Raw genomic sequence first — 20,653 nt, forward strand, 5'->3', positions numbered from 1 at the left:
AACCTTATGAAATCTATTATGTTAGTTTGTAATGCCGGTATGTCAACTAGTATGTTGGTGACTAAGATGCAAAAAGCAGCCCAAGCGCGTGACCTTGAAGTTTCTATTTGGGCAGTTCCTGTGAGTGAAGCTGACAACGAAGTGGCTGCTAATAGCATTGACGTTCTCTTGTTAGGTCCACAAGTCAAATTCTTACTAAAGGATTTTAAAGATAAGTTTGAACCAGATATTAAAGTAGATGCCATTAACATGGCTGATTATGGTCTTATGAACGGTGAAAAAGTCCTTGAAACAGCCCTAGCGATGATGGAGGAGTAGGCATGACGGAACCATCCAACTTAGAAGCTATTATGGGCTTAATCATGTATGGAGGCGAAGCCAAGGGCAAGGCCGTAGAGGCTATTCATGCAGCACGAGATGGGCAGTTTGAGGAGGCTCAGCACTTACTTCAAGAAGCGACAAACTCGTTAAATATTGCCCATAAATCGCAGACACATTTGCTGTCCCAAGAAGCAGCTGGTGATGCGGTTGAATTGTCTTTATTGATGGTGCATGGGCAAGATCACATGATGACTGCCTTAGCCTTTATTGATTTAGCCAAGGAATTGGTTACCGTTTACGACAAAATGTCAGCAATACAGAGGGGTGAGTCATGATCATTTCAGCAGAAGGAGATGTTTCCGTTCATCATTGTTTTGAAGCCATGCTGATATCGCTCCAAGAAGATTATCGACAAAATACCTTGAGACGGTTGTCAAGAGATGATATCAAAGCGGGTATAAACTATGTTAAACATTATGGTAAATACAAAGAGCGTACAGTGAGGGTGCTTATTACGGCCCTAGAAGCTCCGCAATTATATACTGCTTGTTTTAGTTCTAATCATGGGATAAAGGAATTGGCTTATCGATTAGAGGCTCTGGGGGAGAATCGGACTAGAATTACCTATTCTTATGACTATCATCCTCTAAATATTTTTCAAAAAGCAAATCATTTTATTGTTGGCAAACTGTTCAAAAAAAGCCTAGAACGCCAATCTCAAGCTCAGTTAGCAGCCCTTATCCAATATGCTAAACAGTTGCAGCAACCATCGTCTTTGTGAAGATTATTCACAGACCTTGGATGAGAGAGAAGGGTTCATTTGGATAAGAGTCGATTACCGGTTATCTCTAAGCATCACGTTTAACAAGGATGATTTTGAGATAATTGTGTTAGGCAGACACCGCTGCTTTTAAGGTTACCTTTGTTACATTAAAAAAATAAAAAGAGGAGAAGATTTATGTCGCATTTTTCTGATAAGTTTATGGATATTTCAGGAAAAATTGGGTCACAACGGCATTTAGTAGCTATTCGTGATTCCTTTATTTCAATGATGCCTATTACCATGGCAGGTTCAGTTGCTGTCTTATTGAACGTTTTTTTACGCGATATTCCAAACAATATGGGATGGACAGGGTTTGCAAAAGCTATGCAACCTGTTATCGACATCAATGGCTATGTTTATTTTGGGACAATTGGTATCATGGCGCTCTTTTTTGCCTTTGCTTTCGGTTACAATTTAGCTGTTATGCATAAGATTAATCCATTGGCAGGAGGATTGATTTCTTTTGGCTCATTTATTGCCACCCTACCTCAGACTTTAACCATTTCGACACCACTTGAAAATGCCTCTGCTAACCTAATTAGCAATTTGAAAGAAATGGGGCTTTCAGTCGTTACTGCGGGTGGAGGTTCAAGTATTGAAACTAGTCAATGGGGAGCAATAGCTCTAAAGTATGTCGGTGCTACAGGCTTGTTCACAGCTTTAATTATTGGCTTTTTATCAAGTTTTGTGTATGCGGCTTTGACCAAACGTAATATTACCATTACCTTACCAGATAATGTACCACCTGCGGTTAATAAAGCCTTTGCTGCCATTATTCCAGGAACAGTTGCGATTTACGCTTCGGCAATTTTCGCCTACCTCATCTTTGCATTAACAGGTTCTTCCCTAAGTGATGTCATTTCAACCTATATCCAATTACCATTACTAGGCTTATCACAGGGTATTGGTTCAGTTATCTTGTTAACCTTCTTAGTTCAACTGCTCTGGTTCTTCGGCTTGCATGGTCATAATGTCTTAGCCCCAGTGATGGATGGTATTTATATGGTAGCTTTAACAGAAAATACAGCTGCTTACAATACAGCGCATAGCGCTTCTAATTTACCATACCTTTGGACACGCGGGTCCTTTGATGCTTATGCTCAAATGGGTGGTTCAGGAGTAACCTTGGCATTGATTATTGCTATCTTCATATTCTCAAAACGAGAAGAGCATAAAACCATTGCCAAATTGTCCGCACCAATGGGTGTTTTCAATATCAACGAACCAATTACATTTGGGATGCCAATTGTTTTGAATCCAACCTTTGTGATTCCATGGCTAATTGTGCCACCAATTTGTGCTAGCATAGCTTATTTTGCTACTGCAATAGGTTTGATTCCACCGGTATTCTTATCAGTACCTTGGATTACCCCTGTTGGACTTTATGCTTACCTAGCTACTGGAGGTAATATTATGGCAGGTTTGGTTTCACTGTTTAACCTCTTTGTTGCCTTCCTTATCTGGGCACCATTTGTCATTTTGGCCAATAAAGAAAAAGCGAGTGACCTTGCATGACAGAAAAAAATGGAGCAACTTTTTTAATGGCTGTTGGCTTTTTTCTCATTGCCATTAGTCCGATGGTTGGTAACAAATACTTACACATAGTGACGGGACTAGCTCTTACGGGATTAGGTTATTACCTCACTAAACATAAACGCCCATAAAAAAGCATAGGGGACACTCTTATGAAGGAGAGAGTCATAAGAGTATCCCTATTTTGCTGGTTTGAATAATAACAGTAACCAAAAAAGGCAAGGAAACCTGTTTCCTTGCCTTATTATTTTTTGGAAGTTAGTATGGTGTCTGCTCTATTAGACGTTTAAGACCTTGTCTAAAAATTCAATGAGACGAGGGTGCTTAGGATGATCAAAAATCTCTTCAGGAGTACCATCCTCCAAGAATTGACCACCGTCTGTAAAGATAACACGGTTAGCTACTTGGCGAGCAAATCCCATTTCGTGAGTAACAATTAACATGGTCATGCCTTGTTCTGCCAAGTCTTTCATAACGTTCAAAACGTCCCCAACCATTTCGGGGTCAAGAGCAGAAGTTGGTTCATCAAAGAGCATAATATCTGGGTTCATTGCTAAACTTCTGGCGATGGCGACACGCTGTTTTTGCCCGCCGGATAAACTTCCTGGGAAGGCGTCGGCCTTATCAGAAAGTCCGACTTTTTCTAGAAGTGCCATGCCATGCTTTTTAGCAGCTTCTTTAGACTCTTTACCTAATTCAACAGGAGCAAAGATAATATTCTCAAGAACAGTCATGTGAGGGAAAAGGTTGAAGTGTTGGAATACCATCCCGATATTTTCACGTGCCTTGTCAATATTAGTCTTAGGATCTGATAATTCAAAACCGTCCACCATGACCTTCCCACTGGTAATCGTCTCTAGAAGGTTGAGGGTACGTAGAAAGGTTGATTTCCCAGAACCAGAAGGACCAATGATACAAACGACATCACCTTCGTAGAATTTGGCATCAATTCCTTTTAAGACTTCATTTTGACCATAAGATTTGTGTAAACCTTGAACATCAATTTTTAATTCTGTCATTAGTTAAGCCTCTTTTCTAAACGTTTTGCAAGTCTTGTTAAGAGTGTAATCATGATAAGGTAAATAATTGCTAAAATAGCATACATACGGAACGACTGGTAATTTCTAGCAATAATGATTTTACCTGTTTGGAAGAGTTCCACTAAACCAATTGCTGAGACGATTGTAGTATCTTTTAGGGAGATAACAAATTGGTTAATAAAGTTAGGCAACATCAACTTCACGGCCTGTGGAAGAATCACTTTACGCATCGTTGTTGCATAAGGCAACCCAAGACTACGACTAGCTTCCATTTGTCCTGCTGGAACAGCTTCAATACCACCACGAACAATTTCAGCAATATAGGCTCCGCCATTAAGTGACAGTGCAATTGTAGCAGCTAAGAAATCGTTAATTGGTGATTGGTGACCAGTCATGCTTTCAATAAGGTTCGGCACACCCCAGAAAATGAAGGCAGCCACAATCATTAACGGAATACCACGGACCACATCGACAAAAATGGTTGAGATGAGGCGGAGAGATTTGGTTGGTGAGACAGCCATCATCCCAAAAATAATCCCGATAATCATAGCGATAGCAAATGAAATAAGGGTTAGGCTGAGGGTTGTTCCAAGACCAGCCCATAATTGTTTGTAGTTATTAGAGAGGAGTCCTGCAATCGTTGACTCATCGACATTTTTTCCAGAAGGTTTAGCAGCTTTTTTAGAATCTAGATAGCTATCGATGATAGCGTCATATTTACCAGATTGTTTTAAGGCAGCTAAGCCATTGTTAAACATTTCAATTAATTCGGGATTGGTTCCTTTTTTAACGGCAAAACCAACTTCACCTGTGGAAATACCATCAAGCGGGGTTTCAAAGCGACGTCCTTGTGAAATAGCATATTTTAGGACGGCTTCATCATCCATGATGGCTTCAACAGAACCTGAATTTAAACTATCGTACATGGTTGAACCATCATCGAAAGCTTTAACGCTATAGCCATATTTAGCTGCATTTTCTTTCAACCAAGAATAAGAAGAAGTTCCGTTTTTAGCGCCAACAGTTTTACCATTTAAATCATCATAACGGTTGATCGCTTTTCCTTTTTTGACCGCTAAAATCACATTTGAGGTATAGTAAGAATCAGAGAAGTCAAAAATGGCTTTACGAGCGTCAGTAATGGTTGCACCAGCGATAACACCGTCAGCTTGACTAGATTGTACCGCATTTAAAGCCGCATCAAAACCTGGATTGGCAATTTCAATTTTAAAGCCTTGCTGTTTGGCGATAGCTTTAATTAGCTCCATGTCGATACCGACATATTTGCCTTTGTCATTTTGAAATTCAAAAGGAGCAAAAGAGGAATCTGAAACAATTTTATAGCTTGCTTTCACAGGTGTTGCTTTGGCAGTTGGATCACCGGTTGCCTGGCCTCTTGTTGCTTTGTCGTCAGTTCCTAACCATTTTGCCATAATAGCTTGGTAAGTCCCGTCAGCTTTCATATCAGCAAGAGCAGTGTTGAAATCATCAATCAAATAGTCATAGCCACTGCCTTTTTTAACCGCAAAACCAAAACTACCGATTGCCTCACCTTTCATGTTGATGGCAAGGTCTTGGTTTTGGCTAATCGCATATTGGATAACTGGCTCATCATCCATGACAGCTGCAACCGATCCGGTAGATAAACTGTTGTACATGAGGTCGCCCGTGTCAAATGTTTTAACAGTATAGCCATACTTTTTCTTGTATTTATCCAAGAAGGATTGAGCTGCCGTACCATTTTTGACACCAACGGTCTTTCCTTTTAGGTCACTATACTTTTTGACAGGGTTTGCCTTACGTGTCGCAATAACGATTTTAGTGTCGTAGTATGGGTCTGAGAAATGAAAGACCTTTTTACGAGCTTCAGTAATCGTCGTACCAGCCATCAGAGCATCAGCTTGACCAGATTGAATGGCATTAACAGCCGCATCAAATCCAGGAAAGGTCATGTTATAGTCCCAAGCTTGGCGTTTTGCTACCTCATTGATAATATCAACGTCAATTCCTTTATAAACTTGATCTGAATCTTTAAATTCAAATGGGGCGTAAGCTGTATCCGAAACAATATCAATTGTTTCAGTGCTTGCAATACCACCTGTCATGAAAATGATGGATACTATTGCAAGCAATAATGCTTTTAATTTGTAGGTCATACTAATCTCCTTATAAAAATAAAAAATATGACTCATTATAGCAAATTTTTTAAAAGAAGGCAATAAGTCTAGCTTCGCATGTCATAAAACCTAACATCGGTATGGGAGGTTTGGGAAGTTTTTATCAGACGTTTCTTTCTGGGATATGATAAAATGGAAGGAAGAGAGACAATCGAGGATAATGAAATGATTGATAAACGTGATGACAAACCTTTTCATTTGGTTTCAAAATATGAGCCATCTGGCGACCAACCCCAAGCTATTGAGACCTTAGTAGACAATATTGAAGGTGGAGAAAAAGCTCAGATTCTTTTGGGAGCTACTGGGACGGGAAAGACCTATACCATGAGTCAGGTCATTAACAAAGTTAATAAACCGACCTTAGTGATTGCTCACAATAAAACCTTAGCGGGACAGCTTTATGGAGAGTTCAAGGAATTTTTCCCTGATAATGCTGTGGAATATTTTGTTTCCTATTATGATTACTACCAACCTGAAGCCTATGTGCCATCAAGCGACACCTATATCGAAAAAGACAGCTCTGTCAATGATGAGATTGATAAACTTCGTCATTCCGCAACCTCAGCCTTATTAGAGCGTAATGATGTTATTGTAGTGGCTTCGGTCTCATGTATTTACGGACTGGGTTCTCCAAAAGAGTATGCTGATTCAGCAGTGAGCCTCAGACCTGGACAAGAAATTTCTAGGGATCAACTGCTTAACCAGCTGGTGGATATTCAGTTTGAGCGTAACGATATTGATTTTCAACGTGGTCGTTTTCGAGTTCGCGGGGATGTGGTTGAAGTTTTTCCCGCTTCAAGAGATGAACATGCCTTTCGGATAGAATTTTTTGGAGATGAGATTGATCGTATTCGAGAGATCGAAAGTTTGACTGGTAAGACCATAGGAGAAGTAGATCATTTGATTCTGTTTCCTGCTACTCACTTTGTTACTAATGATGAACACATGGAACAATCCATTGCTAAGATTCAAGCTGAACTAGAAGAACAGTTGAAGGTTTTTGAAGCTGAAGGCAAATTATTGGAAGCGCAGCGATTACGCCAAAGAACTGAGTATGACATTGAAATGTTAAGGGAGATGGGTTACACTAACGGGGTTGAAAACTATTCTCGCCATATGGATGGTCGAGCAGCAGGAGAACCCCCCTATACGTTATTAGACTTCTTCCCAGAAGATTTTTTGATTATGATTGATGAAAGTCATATGACAATGGGGCAGATTAAAGGCATGTATAATGGTGACCAAGCTAGAAAGCAAATGCTAGTTGATTATGGGTTTAGGTTGCCCTCTGCTTTGGATAATCGTCCTTTAAGACGGGAAGAGTTTGAAAGCCATGTACACCAAATCGTGTATGTTTCTGCTACTCCAGGTGACTATGAAATGGAGCAGACAGATACAATTGTGGAACAAATCATTCGTCCAACGGGCTTGCTTGATCCTGAAATCGATGTGCGACCAAGTATGGGGCAAATGGATGACCTATTGGGAGAAATCAATCAGCGTGTTGAACGTGGTGAGCGGACCTTTATCACAACACTGACGAAAAAAATGGCAGAAGACCTGACAGACTATCTAAAAGAAATGGGTGTCAAGGTCAAATATATGCATAGCGACATAAAGACCTTAGAACGGACAGAAATTATCCGTGACTTGAGGTTAGGTGTCTTTGATGTCCTTATAGGAATCAACTTACTGCGCGAGGGAATTGATGTACCAGAAGTTAGTCTTGTCGCCATTTTGGATGCGGATAAGGAGGGCTTCCTCCGTAACGAGCGTGGTTTGATTCAGACTATTGGACGAGCAGCCCGGAATGCAGATGGACATGTGATTATGTATGCTGATAAGGTCACGGAATCGATGCAACGGGCTATCGATGAAACGGCTCGTCGTCGTGAGATTCAAATGGCTTATAATGAAGCACATGGGATTATCCCGCAAACCATCAAAAAGGATATCAGAGATCTTATCAGTATCAGCAAAGCAGCGGAGTCTGATGTCGCAGAAACTGCAGTGGACTATGAAACCATGTCTCGTTCTGAGCGAAAAGAAGCTATTAAAACCTTACAGAAGCAGATGCAAGAAGCAGCTGAATTACTTGATTTTGAATTGGCTGCTCAAATTCGTGACATGATATTAGAGTTGAAACTAATGGATTAGACCTTTTTAAACGTTCCAAAACCAGCCAAATACGAGCTGGTTTTAATGTTTCCGTTTTGTTAAGAAAATTTTAAGCTAAAGGTGTAAAATGACAGTTAGGAGACTGATTGACAAGTCATTTAGATTAAGAGTTGAGAAGGTTTTTTATTAAATAAATTTTCTTTTTAATAATTTAAGTTTTAGCTTGTCAACTGAGACTTTTTCGAGTAGAATTTTTTAGTACATTATTTCACTAATACAAGAAGGTAAAGTATGAGAAAAAATAAATCAAGAATGAGGGAAGTCGCCGTTTTTATCGGTAAAATAGCCTTATTCTATCTGATTTTTATGTTGCTGGTCTATTTCTTTGGTTACCTAGGACATGGTCAAAGTAACTTTATTTATAATGAATTTTAGGAGATGGACTGATGATTAAGGATATGATTGACAGCATTGAATATTTTGCTCAAACACAAGCTGATTTTCCAGTTTATGATTGCTTGGGGGAACGTTGCACCTATGGGCAACTGAAAAAGGATTCTGACAGCATTGCTGCCTATATAGATGGTCTAGGATTACCAGAAAAGTCGCCTGTTTTAGTTTTTGGGGCACAAACCTATGACATGTTAGCTACTTTTGTTGCTTTGACCAAGTCAGGTCATGCTTATATTCCGGTAGATGTACACTCTGCACCAGAACGGATTTTGTCTATTGTTGAGATTGCTAAACCAAGTTTAGTCATTGCTATTGAAGACTTACCCATCACTGTTGAGAAGGTCGCATTGATTTCATTAGGAGATATCCAATCGGCAAAAGCAACAGAAACACCTTACCAACTAACACATCCAGTTAAAGGGGATGATAATTATTATATTATTTTTACTTCTGGGACGACTGGTCAACCAAAGGGAGTGCAAATTTCTCACGACAATCTCTTAAGTTTTACCAACTGGATGATTGAAGATGAAGCATTTGATGTTCCTAAGCAACCACAAATGCTAGCGCAGCCACCGTATTCATTCGACCTTTCAGTCATGTATTGGGCGCCAACCTTAGCTTTAGGCGGTACCTTATTTGCCCTTCCAAAAGAATTGGTATCAGATTTTAAACAACTCTTTACAACGATTGCTCAATTGCCAGTTGGTATTTGGACTTCAACGCCATCTTTTGCAGATATGGCGATGCTTAGCGATGAGTTTTGTCAAGAAAAGATGCCAAATTTGACACATTTTTACTTTGATGGTGAGGAGTTAACGGTATCGACCGCTCGAAAACTCTTTGAGCGCTTCCCAAATGCTAAGATTATTAACGCCTATGGACCAACCGAAGCGACTGTGGCTTTGTCGGCTATTGAAATTACTAAAGAAATGGTTGCAACTTCTACACGTTTGCCAATTGGTTACCCAAAACCAGATTCTCCAACTTTTATCATTGATGAAGAGGGGAACGAACTGCCTTTAGGGGAACAAGGGGAAATTATTGTAACAGGACCTGCTGTATCAAAAGGTTATCTCAATAATCCTGATAAAACAGCAGAAGCCTTCTTTACTTTTAAAGGACAGCCTGCATATCATACAGGGGATCTTGGTTCCTTAACAGAAGATAATATCTTACTCTATGGTGGACGTTTAGACTTTCAGATTAAATATGCTGGCTATCGCATCGAGCTGGAAGACGTGTCGCAACAGTTGAACCAATCCCCAATGGTTGCCTCAGCAGTAGCTGTTCCAAGATATAATAAGGAACACAAAGTTCAAAATCTCTTAGCCTATATCGTTGTCAAAGATGGGGTTAAAGAGCGTTTTGACAGAGAGTTAGAGTTAACCAAAGCTATCAAAGCCTCTGTTAAGGATCATATGATGAGTTATATGATGCCTTCTAAGTTTATTTACCGAGACAGTCTCCCATTAACCCCAAATGGTAAGATAGATATTAAAGCTTTGATTAATGAGGTCAATAACCGATGATGATCTTTGACCATATTCCCTATATGGAACCTTACGGAAATCCCATTTACTTTGTTTATCTTATTTTGGCATTCTTGCCAGTGATTATTGGGATTTTTAGACAGAAACGCCTGACGGTCTATGAAACCCTTGTTAGTTTGGTCTTTATCTTGTTTATGTTTGGGGGAGATCATTACCAACAGTTAGTTGCTTTTCTCTTCTATCTCGCTTGGCAAATCGTTAGTGTTTTTTCTTACAAAAAATACCGTGAAAATGCCAATAGTACAGCAGTCTTCTATCTGGCTATTGTAATGGCTCTGTTTCCGCTTATCTGTGTTAAGGTGGCACCTTTAACCCTATCTTCTAACCAAACCCTCTTTAGTTTTTTGGGGATTTCTTACCTGACCTTTAAGAGTGTGGGAATGATTATTGAGATGCGTGATGGAACCCTTAAAGAAGTTAGTTTGCCAGATTTTATTCGCTTTATGATTTTTTTCCCTACCTTTTCCAGTGGGCCAATTGATCGCTTCAGACGCTTTCAAGAAGATTATCATAAGCTTCCTGATCGTGATGACTACTTAAGCATGCTAAACAAGGCAGTCATGTACCTCATGCTTGGTTTTCTCTATAAACATATCATTTCGTATTGTTTAGGTGGTATTTTACTTCCAATTATTGAAAACAAAGCACTGATGGCTGGAGGCTATTTTAACAAGGAAACAATTCTTGTCATGTATGTCTATGGTTTCAATCTCTTCTTTGATTTTGCGGGTTATTCTATGTTTGCGATTGGGATGTCCTACATGCTAGGCATTAGGACACCGGAAAACTTTAACATGCCTTTCTTATCTGCAAGTTTAAAAGATTTTTGGAATAGATGGCACATGAGCTTATCCTTCTGGTTTAGAGACTATGTGTTTATGCGATTGGTTCACTTGTTAATCAAGCATAAAACCTTTAAGAATCGTAACGTCACCTCAGGTGTTGCCTATCTGGTTAATATGTTAGTGATGGGATTTTGGCACGGTCTGACTTGGTATTATATTGCCTATGGGCTTTTCCATGGTGTAGGACTTATTATTAATGATGCCTGGATTCGCAAGAAAAAAGAAATCAACCGTCACCGTAAGAAAAAAGGCTTATCACCCCTCTTTCAAAACAGGGCATTCCATGTCTTATGTATCGTGGTAACTTTCCACGTTGTCATGTTTTCACTTCTGTTATTCTCTGGTTTTTTAAATGACCTTTGGTTTAACAGACCACTACATTAATAAAAGGAAGTATAAAAATGTCTATTGAAGAAACTGTAATTGAATTGTTTGACCGTTTGTTTATGGAAGATGTTTCAGAGATGATGGACGAAGACTTGTTTGATGCAGGTGTGTTGGATAGTCTTGGGACAGTCGAATTGATTGTTGAGTTAGAGTCAACGTTCAATATTAAAGTACCTATTTCAGAATTTGGTCGTGATGATTGGAACACAGTAACTAAGATTGTTCAAGGTGTAGAGGAATTGCAACATGCTTAAGAGACTCTGGTTAATTCTAGGTCCTCTTCTTATTGCCTTTGTTTTAGTAGTGATTACTATTTTTAGTTTTCCTACACAACTTGATCATTCCATAGCTCAGGAAAAAGCAAATGCCGTTGCGATCACAGATAGTTCTTTTAAAAATGGTTTGATTAAAAGACAAGCTTTATCAGATGAGACTTGTCGTTTTGTGCCTTTTTTTGGTTCTAGCGAATGGAGTCGTATGGACGGTATGCATCCCTCGGTTCTTGCGGAACGTTACAATCGAACCTATAGGCCTTTCTTAATTGGAAAAAGAGGTTCTGCGTCCTTATCTCATTACTATGGCATGCAACAAATTTCAAAGGAAATGCAAGGACAAAAAGCGGTTTTTGTGGTTTCTCCTCAATGGTTCACACCGCAGGGAATTAATCCAGGAGCAGCTCAAATGTACTTGTCAAATACACAAGTTATTGAGTTCTTGTTAAACGCTAAATCTGATAAAGAATCACGATTTGCTGCTAAGCGTTTACTTGAGGTTAATCCTGGTGTATCCAAATCCGATTTATTGAAGAAAATCAGTAAAGGTCAATCTCTTAGTAAGTGGGATAGGGATATCCTGAGATGGCAGCACCAGGTGGCACTGAGAGAGGAATCTCTCTTTAGTTTCTTAGGTAAATCAGATAATTACGATAGGAAGATTCTCCCACGGGTTAAAGGCTTGCCAAAAGCATTTTCATATCAGCGATTAAATGAACTAGCCACTAAACGTGGGCAATTGGCAACGACCAATAACCGCTTTGGGATCAAGAATGCTTTTTATAGTAAGCGCATTGCCCCTCAATACAATCTCTATAAAAATTTCCAGGTCAATTATAGTTACCTGGCTTCGCCGGAATATAATGATTTTCAATTATTATTATCAGAATTTGCCAAACAAAAAACAGATGTTCTCTTTGTGATTACTCCTGTCAATAAAGCTTGGGCAGAATATACAGGGCTCAACCAAGATAAGTATCAAGAAGCTGTTCGTAAGATTAAGTATCAGCTAAAAGCCCAAGGGTTTCATCGCATTGCTGACTTCTCAAAAGATGGTGGTGAGTCCTACTTTATGCAAGATACTATCCATCTCGGTTGGAATGGCTGGTTAGCTTTTGATAAGGAAGTGCAACCTTTCTTGGAAAACAATCAGTCAAGTCCACATTATAAGCTTAATCTTTATTTTTATAGTAAGGAATGGGCTAATAAGCGGTTAGTCGCCCAAGACTAAGCTTAACAATAAGACCAAAACAAGATATTTCTCTTCATAATATCAAATCGCAGTTATGCTGGTGAAGAGGTTATTCTTGTTTGGTCTTTTTTTATTTTGCTAAAAACATTTTTAAATAACCTGTCCTTTAGAAAGTTGAGAAGATTCACGACAATTGTTAAGCGGTAGACAACTAGTTAAAAGAAGATCGTCACTGACAGTTTTTTTAAGAAAGGGCATTGATATTTGTAAGCGATTACGATAAAATGCAATCAACTTAAACGTTTAAATTAAGTTTGATCAAACTCAACTTGAGTCGTTTGACGTTACCTTCCTATCTTGTCGCTTAACTTAAATAGAAGTTAAGTTGATAAGCCATTTTATTTGTCATTAAAAAACCATTTTTGGAGGAACATGTTATGTCATGGAATTGGAAAAAGCATCTGTGATTGGAACCTTATCATTGGCTTCAGTGCTAACCCTAACTGCTTGCGCAAGTGGTGGTAGTAAAGACGCTAAGGAAACAGACGGGAAGACTATTGTAGTCTCTGTTGATGAGGGATATGCTGATTACATTAAGAGCATTAAGGGTGAGTTTGAAAAAGAGAATAAAGTCACCGTTAAAGTCAATAAAGAAGGTATGATGGATACTCTTGATAAGTTATCAACAGATGGTCCAACTGGCGCTTCACCAGATGTCTTTTTAGCACCTTATGATCGTGTGGGAGGTTTAGGCTCTGAAGGTCAAATCGCTGAGGTTACTTTAGGAAACAGCAAAGAGTTTGACGATACGGTTAAGAAATTAGTAACCATTGACGGTAAAACTTATGGTGCACCAGACGTTATTGAAACTTTGGTAACTTATTACAATAAAGATTTAGTAGCAGATGCTCCTAAAACCTTTACTGAATTAGAAGCATTACAAAAAGATCCTAAGTTTGCTTTTGCCTCTGAACCAGGAAAATCTGTAGGTTTCTTGGCGAAATGGACAGACTTCTATTATGGTTATGGCTTGATTGCTGGTTATGGTGGTTATGTCTTTGGTGATAGAGGAACCAAACCAAGTGATTTAGGCTTAGGTAATGACGGAACTGTTGAAGGGTTAAACTACGCGAAACAGTGGTATGGCACTTGGCCTCAAGGAATGCAAGACACTAAAAAAGCTGGTGATTTTATCACTGAACAATTTATTTCTAAAAAAGCTGGTGTCATCATTGATGGTCCATGGGCAGCGAGCTCATTTAAAGATGCTGGTGTTAACTTTGGGGTCATGGAAATTCCTACTTTGACAAATGGTAAAAAATACCAACCGTTTGCAGGTGGTAAAGCTTGGGTTATTTCAAACTATTCTAAAGGAAAAACGACTGCTCAAAAATTCCTTGATTATGTGACCAACGCTGAAAACCAAAAACGTTTCTATGATAAAACACAAGAAATTCCAGCTAACTTAACAGCACGTGATTATACTTCTAAAGAGGGTAATGAGTTAACGAAAGCTGTGATTAGTCAGTTTGAGAGCGCACAACCAATGCCAAATATTCCAGAAATGGCTGAAGTTTGGGAACCAGGTGCAAATATGTCCTTTAACGTGGCTTCTGGTAAGGAAGAAGCTTCTAAAGCTGCTAAAGAAGCAGCAAAAACTATTAAGGAAGCTTTTGAACAAAAATATGCTGAATAAGACAGAAAGGGAGGCTGGGACAAAGAAGTACGCCCAGCCTCTATTTCTTTTAGTTTGATGAAGATGAAACAGATACTAAAAATGTAGAAGTATGAGTCGTTCTGCTATTTTTTCGTTTTAAAGAAAAAGAAGTAGCCGTCAATACTTTATTAATGGAGGTAGAAATGAATATTGCCGGAATGTTACATATTCCAGATTCGAGGTATTGCTTTGCCTTATCTCAAAAGGAACTTGTCATCCGATTACGTGTGGCCAAAGAAGATAAAGATATTACTGTTAATTTGGTCCACGGGCCTAAATATGGTTATCATGAATTCCAAGAAGAATTGGAAATGTCAGTTGCCTATACAGACCATACGCATGCCTATTATGAAACCACTTTAACATTAGACGATGTGAGATTGGCTTATATTTTTAAAATTGAAGAAGAAGGTCAAACCTATTATTTTAGTGAAGATGGGTTAACCACTAGTTACGATTTTTCAAATGGGTTTTATAATTTCTTCCAAATGCCTTATATCAATGCTGTTGATGTTCATCAGGTCATCCCTTGGACAGAAGACGCGGTTTTTTATCAAATCTTTGTTGATCGCTTTAACCGTGGGGATTGGGAAAAAGATGACAGTTATGTCAACATGGGTTGGTTAGAAAAACCGACTCCTAAAAGTTTTGCTGGTGGAGATTTAAAGGGGATTACAGAAAAATTAGATTACCTCAAAGATTTAGGGATTAATGTCATCTATTTAACGCCAATTTTTCAATCCATTAGTAATCACAAATATGATATTAGTGATTACTACGCTATTGATCCACAATTTGGAACTAAATATGATTTGCAAGAATTGATTGATTTAGCTCACCAAATGGGAATCAAGATTATCTTAGATGCTGTCTTTAACCATGCCAGCAGTGATGCCGTGGAATTTCAGGATGTCTTGAGATACGGTAAAGAGTCTAAGTTTTTTGATTGGTTTATGACTCATGATGAACACCCATCTATGGAACTGGTCAATTATGAGACATTTGCTGGATGTAACTATATGCCTAAATGGAATACCTCAAATAGAGATGTTCAAGACTATCTGATTGAGATTGGGCGATACTGGATTAAAGAATTTGGTATCGATGGTTGGCGCCTAGATGTTTCTGATGAAGTATCTCATGATTTTTGGCGACGTTTCCGTCAGGCGGTTAAAGCTGAAAAAGCAAATGCTATTTTAATTGGGGAGAACTGGCATGATGCCTATCCTTATTTGGCAGGGGATCAATATGACGGTATTATGAATTATGCTTTCACCAAAGCCTGTTTGGATTACTTTGCTTTTGAAACCATGACATCAAAACAATTGGCTGAGAAATTAAGCAACATTTTGATGCGAAACACTTGGCAAGTCAATCGCATGAACTTGAATCTTTTGGATTCTCATGATACGCATCGTTTCTTCACTCAAGTTAAGGGTTCCAAAGATAAATTGTTAGCTGCTTTAGCATTGCTCTTTACCTTTATGGGCATTCCTTGCTTGTATTATGGGACAGAAGTGGCAATGAAAGGGGGCTACGACCCTGATTCTCGTCGCGGTTTTCCTTGGGATGATGCTGAGCGGGACAAGGATTTCTTTAGCAAAGTAAAAGCGATTATTGCTCTTCGCCAACAGCCAGCTCTTCAAGAAGGAGCTATTAGCATTGATCATGACGGAGATTGCTTCATTCTGAAACGCAGCTTAGGTGAGCAAAGCATTACACTTGTTCTTAACAATGGAGAGAGTGCTTATCCTATTAAGGATAAGGGACAAGTGTTAACCGGTAATGGGGTAGATAGAGAGAATGCCCAATTGCTTCAAGGTGGCTATGTCGTGATGTCTAACTAAGAGTCCCATTTTAAATGGAAAACATGATTATATTGTGACATAAGTGGTTAGGTGCTCACCTGAAAAAGCAGGCCATTGAGTAAGAGGAGTCACTTAATTGTTTATGAAAAGAGGAATAAAAAATGGTAGATAACCAAAGACAACAGAAGCCTAATAAAGCCATGTGGCTATCTGTTATCCCAGGCTTGGGACAACTATACAATAAACAAATCGTTAAAGGGGGAATCTTATTAGTTGTTTTCTTGCTAGAACTACTAGAAATTGTAGTTCTAGGAATTCCTGCTTTAACAGGTCTTTACAGTCTTGGAAGTGTTCCAATGCAAGATCACTCCTTATTTATGTTAATTAAGGGGGCCATGCAATTAATTATCCTAGCCTTATTTGTTATTTTTCATTTGGTTGCTATGAGAGATGCTAAATTAGTTGCTCGTCAAATGAATGAAGGCAAGAAGGTTCCGGTGACGGCTAAAGAGACCCTTGAAACGATTTATGAAAAAGGATTTCCTTACTTGCTCATCATTCCGGCTTATTTAGCAATGGCTTTCGCTATTATTTTTCCAGTTTTAGTGACCTTGCTGATTGCTTTTACCAATTACGATTTTAGGCACATTCCTCCGTATCGTTTATTGGATTGGGTAGGATTGAAGAACTTTCTTAATATCTTAGAATTAAGCACCTTCAAAACAGCATTTACGTCTGTTTTGTCATGGACGCTAATCTGGACATTAGCAGCGACAAGTCTTCAAATTGTTATTGGAATTGCAACGGCTGTTATTGCTAATCAATCCTTTATCAGAGGAAAACGTCTCTTTGGTGTGATATTCTTGTTACCATGGGCTGTTCCAGCCTTTATCTCTATTATGAGTTTTGGTAATTTCTTTAATGATTCCATTGGGGCCATGAATGTTCAGGTTCTTCCTTTCATCGAGAAATTCCTTCCTTTCGTTGACTTCGGAATTGTGCCTTGGAAGACAGACCCCTTCTGGACAAAAGTGGCTGTTATTATGGTTCAAGGTTGGCTAGGATTTCCCTATATCTATATTTTGGTATCAGGTATTTTACAGGCAATTCCAGCTGATTTATACGAAGCAGCAACCGTTGATGGTGTGACAGTCTTGCAGAAATTCCGTCATATCACCATGCCAATGATTTTTGCGGTTGCAGCACCGACGCTGATTGCACAGTACACTTTTAACTTCAATAATTTCTCTATTATTTATCTGTTTAATAATGGGGGGCCTGGTACTGTTGGGGGCGGAGCTGGGACAACTGATATCCTCATTTCCTGGATTTACAAGTTAACCACACAAACCTCACCTCAGTTTTCGATGGCGTCGGCAGTAACCTTAATCATCTCTGTAATAGTGATTTCGGTATCCTTGATTACCTTTAAGATATTTAAAGCTTTTGATATGGAGGAGAGATAATGAGAAAGACCTATGTTTCAACATCCATGAAACGCAAACGTTTCTTCACCCAATTATTGACCCGCGTTGTAAAATGAAGTGCAACAAAAAAGACATGTTTGTCTGATATACTAGAATTCCCCAATTCAGTATGGAAAGCAGATGAACATGTCTAATATTAATTCTACCAGAAAATCCTCCTATTCTCATCTTTCAGCCACAGAACGGGGTGAAATTGCTGCTTATCTTAAAATGAGAGAGCAACCCGTTGATATTGCTCGACTCCTGGGTTGTCACTGTTCTACAATCTGCCGAGAAATAAAACGTTGTTCAGTAGAACAGGTAAAGGATAAGAATGGAAAACAAACCTTCTTCAACGCCTATTTTGCTGATAGTGGACAACGTGTCTATGAAACCAATCGTCAAAAGAGTTCTTACCTCAAATTGAATGGCTGCTCCGCTAGGTTCATTGCACAATTAGAATCTGCCTTGACGGCTAACATTCGTCTCCATAGTGTGGATAGTTTTGTTCAGACTTACAAAGTAAACCATCCTGAAGAAGTCGTCCCTTCTACCAAAACGATTTATCGTTATATCAAAGAGGGGTTGTTAGCTATTAAACCAATCGATTTGCCTAAGATGGTTAGTATCAGAAAACGTTCTAAGAAAGTCATGAAAACGAATAAGAAGACTTTAGGTAAATCTATCGAAGAACGTCCAGAATATATTAATGATCGTTCTGAATTTGGGCATTGGGAGATTGATTTGATTCTCGGCAAGAAAACCAAAGGTGAAGCTGTTATGTTGACTTTGGTAGAGCGCCAGACACGCTATGCACTAGGAGTTAAGCTAGAAGACAAGCAGTCCCAAACCATTAACCGCGCTGTCACGCATCTCATCAGTCAGTATCCTATTGCATCCATCACAGCAGATAATGGTTCTGAGTTTAGTTTACTCTCAAACCTAGAAGCTGTTGACGTTTACTTTGCACATCCCTATTCTTCACATGAGAGAGGAACAAACGAGAACTTCAATGGCCTCCTCAGAGAATATGTCCCTAAAGGAATCTCACTTAATCCACTAACCTCTGAAGAACTTGACAATTATCTTACAGCCATCAATGAGCGCCCAAGACGACTTCTTCAATATCAATCCTCAACATTCCTGTTTGAGCTAGCCCGAACAACTTAACCTCTGGAACTCTAGTTATCTATGAACTGGTTGCACTTGACTTGACAACTTGCGACCCAATTATTGACCTATCTCTATCTAATCTCCTTAGCGATCGTGATTTTATTCCCGATACTAGTGACGGTCAGTTCAGCTTTTAGACCAGGAAATACCACAGCCTTTAGTTTTCATTTTGATGGGCCATGGACTTTGTTTAACTTTAAAACACTCTTTCAAGATACCTTATACTTAAGATGGTATTGGAATACCTTAATCGTGGCATTCTTCACCATGCTCATACAAGTAACAGTCATCACTTTGACAGGTTATGCATATAGCCGTTACAATTTCTTTGGACGCAAAAAAGTTTAATCTTTTTCCTAGTCGTACAGATGGTTCCTACCATGGCGGCTTTAACGGCTTACTTTGTTATGGCTTGGCTCTTTAATGCCTTAAACCAATACTGGTTCTTGATTTTGATTTACGTCGGTGGTGGTATTCCAATGAATGCCTAGTTGATGAAGGGTTATTTTGACACGGTACCTTATGACTTGAACGAATCTGCTAAGTTAGATGGTTCTGGACACTTTAGGACCTTCTACCAAATTGTCCTTCCACTTGTGCGACCAATGATTGCAGTACAATCCTTATGGGCTTTTATGGGTCCTTTTGGAGACTTCATGTTGACTAAATTCCTTTTACGGGAGCAAGAAAATTATACGGTAGCAGTTGGTCTTCAATCGTTTATTACGAATGATGCTAGAAATCCTAAGGTAACCTTATTTGCTGCGGGAGCTATTCTGATTGCAGTGCCTATTTCAGTTCTCTTTTTCTTCCTACAGAAAAATTTCGTTTCAGGTTTAACAAGTGGTGGTACCAAAGGGTAACCTGACAAGGAGTAATGTTTAATGCCAGATAAAAAACAATTTCCTATTTCTTACATTTCACATTGCCTTTCTCCTAGGGCAATGTTTGCCAGCCGAGCTCAGTTTACTTGGTGGCAAAACCTTCTTATTATTGTTTTTTTGAACGCCTTAATAATGATTCCAGTTACGTTACACTATGCTAACATGACAACGTATCCCTTGGAACGGATTGTAACTAAGAGTTTGTCGCCTATCACAGACAAAACCTATCACGCATTGACCCAAGGAAAGGTTGAGGAAAATACCTTTCAGGGTCAATCTCTGATTCGACGAGATGGTGAATTGTTTTTGGCTGTCTTACCGACAAAGGTCGATTTAGAGAAATTGGCATCAGAATCAACCAGGCAAATTATTGTGACAAAAAAAGAATGGCGTTTTGTTACCCCTGAAGGCAAGGAACTCCGTGCTCACGTTAGAGGCCAGCAGCAGTCGCTCGCCGACCTCACAACAGTTAAAGCAGTGAAGGACTTTGTCAATCAGCAATGGTATGACAGTAATAAAGCCAGTGTACTTGGTTTTCTTCTGTTGACGTTTGTTCTCATGGTGTATGTGGGCACCCTTATTGTGATTGGTCTAGGCGCTTTCTTTTTGACCTTGACCAAACGATCACGGCTGTTTATGATTCGAAATTTTTCAGAAGGTCTTGGTTTGATGGTCAATTGTTTGGCCTGGCCAAGTCTATTGGCAATTGCTCTTAGTTTCTTTATTCAGGATCCCGTATTGATTATGAATTGCCAAGTATTTGGTACCTTATTAATGCTGACCTGGGTGTTCTACAAAACACAGTTTAGAGATTCGTTACCATCCTAAGAGAACTCTGACACCGATGTCATATCAAAACCCCTTGCACTTCAGTTGAAGTGCAAGGGGTTT

At 39.1% G+C, this 20,653-nt stretch carries 18 protein-coding genes and 1 pseudogene; 17 read left to right on the forward strand and 2 right to left on the reverse strand.

Annotated elements, in window-relative coordinates:
• Positions 1–6 precede the first annotated feature (6 nt).
• From FQT67_RS04075 to FQT67_RS10765, 5 genes are all read left to right on the forward strand, one after another.
• Complete coding sequence (locus tag FQT67_RS04075; RefSeq protein WP_002984171.1) at positions 7–318, forward strand: PTS sugar transporter subunit IIB; 312 nt, start codon at positions 7–9, stop codon at positions 316–318.
• Positions 319–320: 2 nt separating this feature from the next.
• Positions 321–656, forward strand: coding sequence for a PTS lactose/cellobiose transporter subunit IIA (locus FQT67_RS04080; protein ID WP_002992853.1), 336 nt, complete (start codon positions 321–323; stop codon positions 654–656).
• Positions 653–1,102 (forward strand): DUF3284 domain-containing protein, encoded by a 450-nt coding sequence (locus FQT67_RS04085; protein ID WP_046176900.1) that lies wholly within the window; start codon positions 653–655, stop codon positions 1,100–1,102. The genes FQT67_RS04080 and FQT67_RS04085 overlap by 4 nt, the downstream gene beginning before the upstream one ends.
• Before the next feature lie 177 nt (positions 1,103–1,279).
• Positions 1,280–2,659, forward strand: a complete 1,380-nt coding sequence (locus FQT67_RS04090) for a PTS transporter subunit EIIC (RefSeq protein WP_046176899.1) — start codon at positions 1,280–1,282, stop codon at positions 2,657–2,659.
• Entirely contained in the window at positions 2,656–2,808 is a 153-nt protein-coding gene (locus FQT67_RS10765; protein ID WP_003062002.1) for a hypothetical protein, read from the forward strand. Before FQT67_RS04090 ends, FQT67_RS10765 begins: the two co-directional genes overlap by 4 nt.
• 147 nt (positions 2,809–2,955) lie before the next feature.
• Here the strand turns inward: FQT67_RS10765 and FQT67_RS04095 are convergent, their stop codons facing one another.
• The gene (locus FQT67_RS04095) at positions 2,956–3,696 is read right to left on the reverse strand and encodes an amino acid ABC transporter ATP-binding protein (RefSeq protein WP_022554860.1); all 741 of its coding nucleotides are present in this window, start codon (positions 3,694–3,696) and stop codon (positions 2,956–2,958) included.
• Positions 3,696–5,873, reverse strand: a complete 2,178-nt coding sequence (locus FQT67_RS04100) for an ABC transporter substrate-binding protein/permease (RefSeq protein WP_046176898.1) — start codon at positions 5,871–5,873, stop codon at positions 3,696–3,698. The genes FQT67_RS04095 and FQT67_RS04100 overlap by 1 nt, the downstream gene beginning before the upstream one ends.
• 186 nt (positions 5,874–6,059) lie before the next feature.
• Here FQT67_RS04100 and uvrB point away from each other — a divergent pair, with 186 nt between their 5' ends.
• The 12 genes and pseudogenes from uvrB to FQT67_RS10870 all read left to right on the forward strand — a co-directional run bounded on the left by uvrB (position 6,060) and on the right by FQT67_RS10870 (position 20,590).
• Positions 6,060–8,051: an excinuclease ABC subunit UvrB gene (gene uvrB / locus FQT67_RS04105; protein WP_012767159.1), complete on the forward strand. Its 1,992-nt coding sequence runs from the start codon at positions 6,060–6,062 to the stop codon at positions 8,049–8,051.
• Positions 8,052–8,303: 252 nt separating this feature from the next.
• A complete protein-coding gene (locus FQT67_RS04110) occupies positions 8,304–8,447 on the forward strand; it encodes a teichoic acid D-Ala incorporation-associated protein DltX (protein ID WP_012767158.1) in 144 nt (47 codons plus the stop codon).
• A gap of 11 nt (positions 8,448–8,458) precedes the next feature.
• Complete coding sequence (dltA, locus tag FQT67_RS04115) at positions 8,459–9,997, forward strand: D-alanine--poly(phosphoribitol) ligase subunit DltA (protein WP_012767157.1); 1,539 nt, start codon at positions 8,459–8,461, stop codon at positions 9,995–9,997.
• Positions 9,994–11,247: a D-alanyl-lipoteichoic acid biosynthesis protein DltB gene (dltB, locus tag FQT67_RS04120; protein WP_046176897.1), complete on the forward strand. Its 1,254-nt coding sequence runs from the start codon at positions 9,994–9,996 to the stop codon at positions 11,245–11,247. The genes dltA and dltB overlap by 4 nt, the downstream gene beginning before the upstream one ends.
• A 17-nt stretch (positions 11,248–11,264) precedes the next feature.
• Positions 11,265–11,504 carry a D-alanine--poly(phosphoribitol) ligase subunit DltC gene (gene dltC, locus FQT67_RS04125; RefSeq protein WP_002984216.1) on the forward strand — a complete coding sequence of 80 codons (240 nt, stop codon included), beginning with the start codon at positions 11,265–11,267 and terminating at the stop codon, positions 11,502–11,504.
• Positions 11,497–12,753: a D-alanyl-lipoteichoic acid biosynthesis protein DltD gene (gene dltD / locus FQT67_RS04130; RefSeq protein WP_046176896.1), complete on the forward strand. Its 1,257-nt coding sequence runs from the start codon at positions 11,497–11,499 to the stop codon at positions 12,751–12,753. The genes dltC and dltD overlap by 8 nt, the downstream gene beginning before the upstream one ends.
• Before the next feature lie 403 nt (positions 12,754–13,156).
• Complete coding sequence (locus tag FQT67_RS04135; protein WP_012767155.1) at positions 13,157–14,410, forward strand: extracellular solute-binding protein; 1,254 nt, start codon at positions 13,157–13,159, stop codon at positions 14,408–14,410.
• A gap of 164 nt (positions 14,411–14,574) precedes the next feature.
• Positions 14,575–16,278, forward strand: a complete 1,704-nt coding sequence (locus tag FQT67_RS04140) for a glycoside hydrolase family 13 protein (protein WP_003062376.1) — start codon at positions 14,575–14,577, stop codon at positions 16,276–16,278.
• A 122-nt stretch (positions 16,279–16,400) separates the two neighbouring features.
• On the forward strand, positions 16,401–17,705 hold the full coding sequence (locus FQT67_RS04145; RefSeq protein WP_046176895.1) for a sugar ABC transporter permease: 1,305 nt from the start codon (positions 16,401–16,403) through the stop codon (positions 17,703–17,705).
• 147 nt (positions 17,706–17,852) lie between these two features.
• Positions 17,853–18,875, forward strand: coding sequence for an IS30 family transposase (locus FQT67_RS04150; RefSeq protein WP_172601561.1), 1,023 nt, complete (start codon positions 17,853–17,855; stop codon positions 18,873–18,875).
• Between the two features lie 63 nt (positions 18,876–18,938).
• Positions 18,939–19,741, forward strand: a pseudogene (locus FQT67_RS04155) (sugar ABC transporter permease).
• Positions 19,742–19,762: 21 nt separating this feature from the next.
• Positions 19,763–20,590 carry a DUF1189 domain-containing protein gene (locus tag FQT67_RS10870; protein WP_115256842.1) on the forward strand — a complete coding sequence of 276 codons (828 nt, stop codon included), beginning with the start codon at positions 19,763–19,765 and terminating at the stop codon, positions 20,588–20,590.
• Positions 20,591–20,653 lie beyond the last annotated feature (63 nt).

This window comes from Streptococcus sp. NCTC 11567, from assembly GCF_902141215.1.
Lineage (GTDB): Bacteria > Bacillota > Bacilli > Lactobacillales > Streptococcaceae > Streptococcus > Streptococcus dysgalactiae.

Excerpts from the sequence above, each read along its gene's own strand:
- FQT67_RS04135 (WP_012767155.1), top strand. The coding sequence starts at position 13,157 with ATGGAATTGGAAAAAGCATCTGTGATTGGAACCTTATCATTGGCTTCA.
- FQT67_RS04110 (WP_012767158.1), top strand. The coding sequence starts at position 8,304 with ATGAGAAAAAATAAATCAAGAATGAGGGAAGTCGCCGTTTTTATCGGT.
- dltC (WP_002984216.1), top strand. The coding sequence starts at position 11,265 with ATGTCTATTGAAGAAACTGTAATTGAATTGTTTGACCGTTTGTTTATG.
- FQT67_RS10765 (WP_003062002.1), top strand. The coding sequence starts at position 2,656 with ATGACAGAAAAAAATGGAGCAACTTTTTTAATGGCTGTTGGCTTTTTT.
- FQT67_RS04075 (WP_002984171.1), top strand. The coding sequence starts at position 7 with ATGAAATCTATTATGTTAGTTTGTAATGCCGGTATGTCAACTAGTATG.
- uvrB (WP_012767159.1), top strand. The coding sequence starts at position 6,060 with ATGATTGATAAACGTGATGACAAACCTTTTCATTTGGTTTCAAAATAT.
- FQT67_RS04090 (WP_046176899.1), top strand. The coding sequence starts at position 1,280 with ATGTCGCATTTTTCTGATAAGTTTATGGATATTTCAGGAAAAATTGGG.
- FQT67_RS04100 (WP_046176898.1), bottom strand. The coding sequence starts at position 5,873 with ATGACCTACAAATTAAAAGCATTATTGCTTGCAATAGTATCCATCATT.
- FQT67_RS04145 (WP_046176895.1), top strand. The coding sequence starts at position 16,401 with ATGGTAGATAACCAAAGACAACAGAAGCCTAATAAAGCCATGTGGCTA.
- FQT67_RS04085 (WP_046176900.1), top strand. The coding sequence starts at position 653 with ATGATCATTTCAGCAGAAGGAGATGTTTCCGTTCATCATTGTTTTGAA.
- FQT67_RS04150 (WP_172601561.1), top strand. The coding sequence starts at position 17,853 with ATGTCTAATATTAATTCTACCAGAAAATCCTCCTATTCTCATCTTTCA.
- FQT67_RS10870 (WP_115256842.1), top strand. The coding sequence starts at position 19,763 with ATGCCAGATAAAAAACAATTTCCTATTTCTTACATTTCACATTGCCTT.
- dltA (WP_012767157.1), top strand. The coding sequence starts at position 8,459 with ATGATTAAGGATATGATTGACAGCATTGAATATTTTGCTCAAACACAA.
- dltD (WP_046176896.1), top strand. The coding sequence starts at position 11,497 with ATGCTTAAGAGACTCTGGTTAATTCTAGGTCCTCTTCTTATTGCCTTT.
- FQT67_RS04095 (WP_022554860.1), bottom strand. The coding sequence starts at position 3,696 with ATGACAGAATTAAAAATTGATGTTCAAGGTTTACACAAATCTTATGGT.
- FQT67_RS04140 (WP_003062376.1), top strand. The coding sequence starts at position 14,575 with ATGAATATTGCCGGAATGTTACATATTCCAGATTCGAGGTATTGCTTT.
- FQT67_RS04080 (WP_002992853.1), top strand. The coding sequence starts at position 321 with ATGACGGAACCATCCAACTTAGAAGCTATTATGGGCTTAATCATGTAT.
- dltB (WP_046176897.1), top strand. The coding sequence starts at position 9,994 with ATGATGATCTTTGACCATATTCCCTATATGGAACCTTACGGAAATCCC.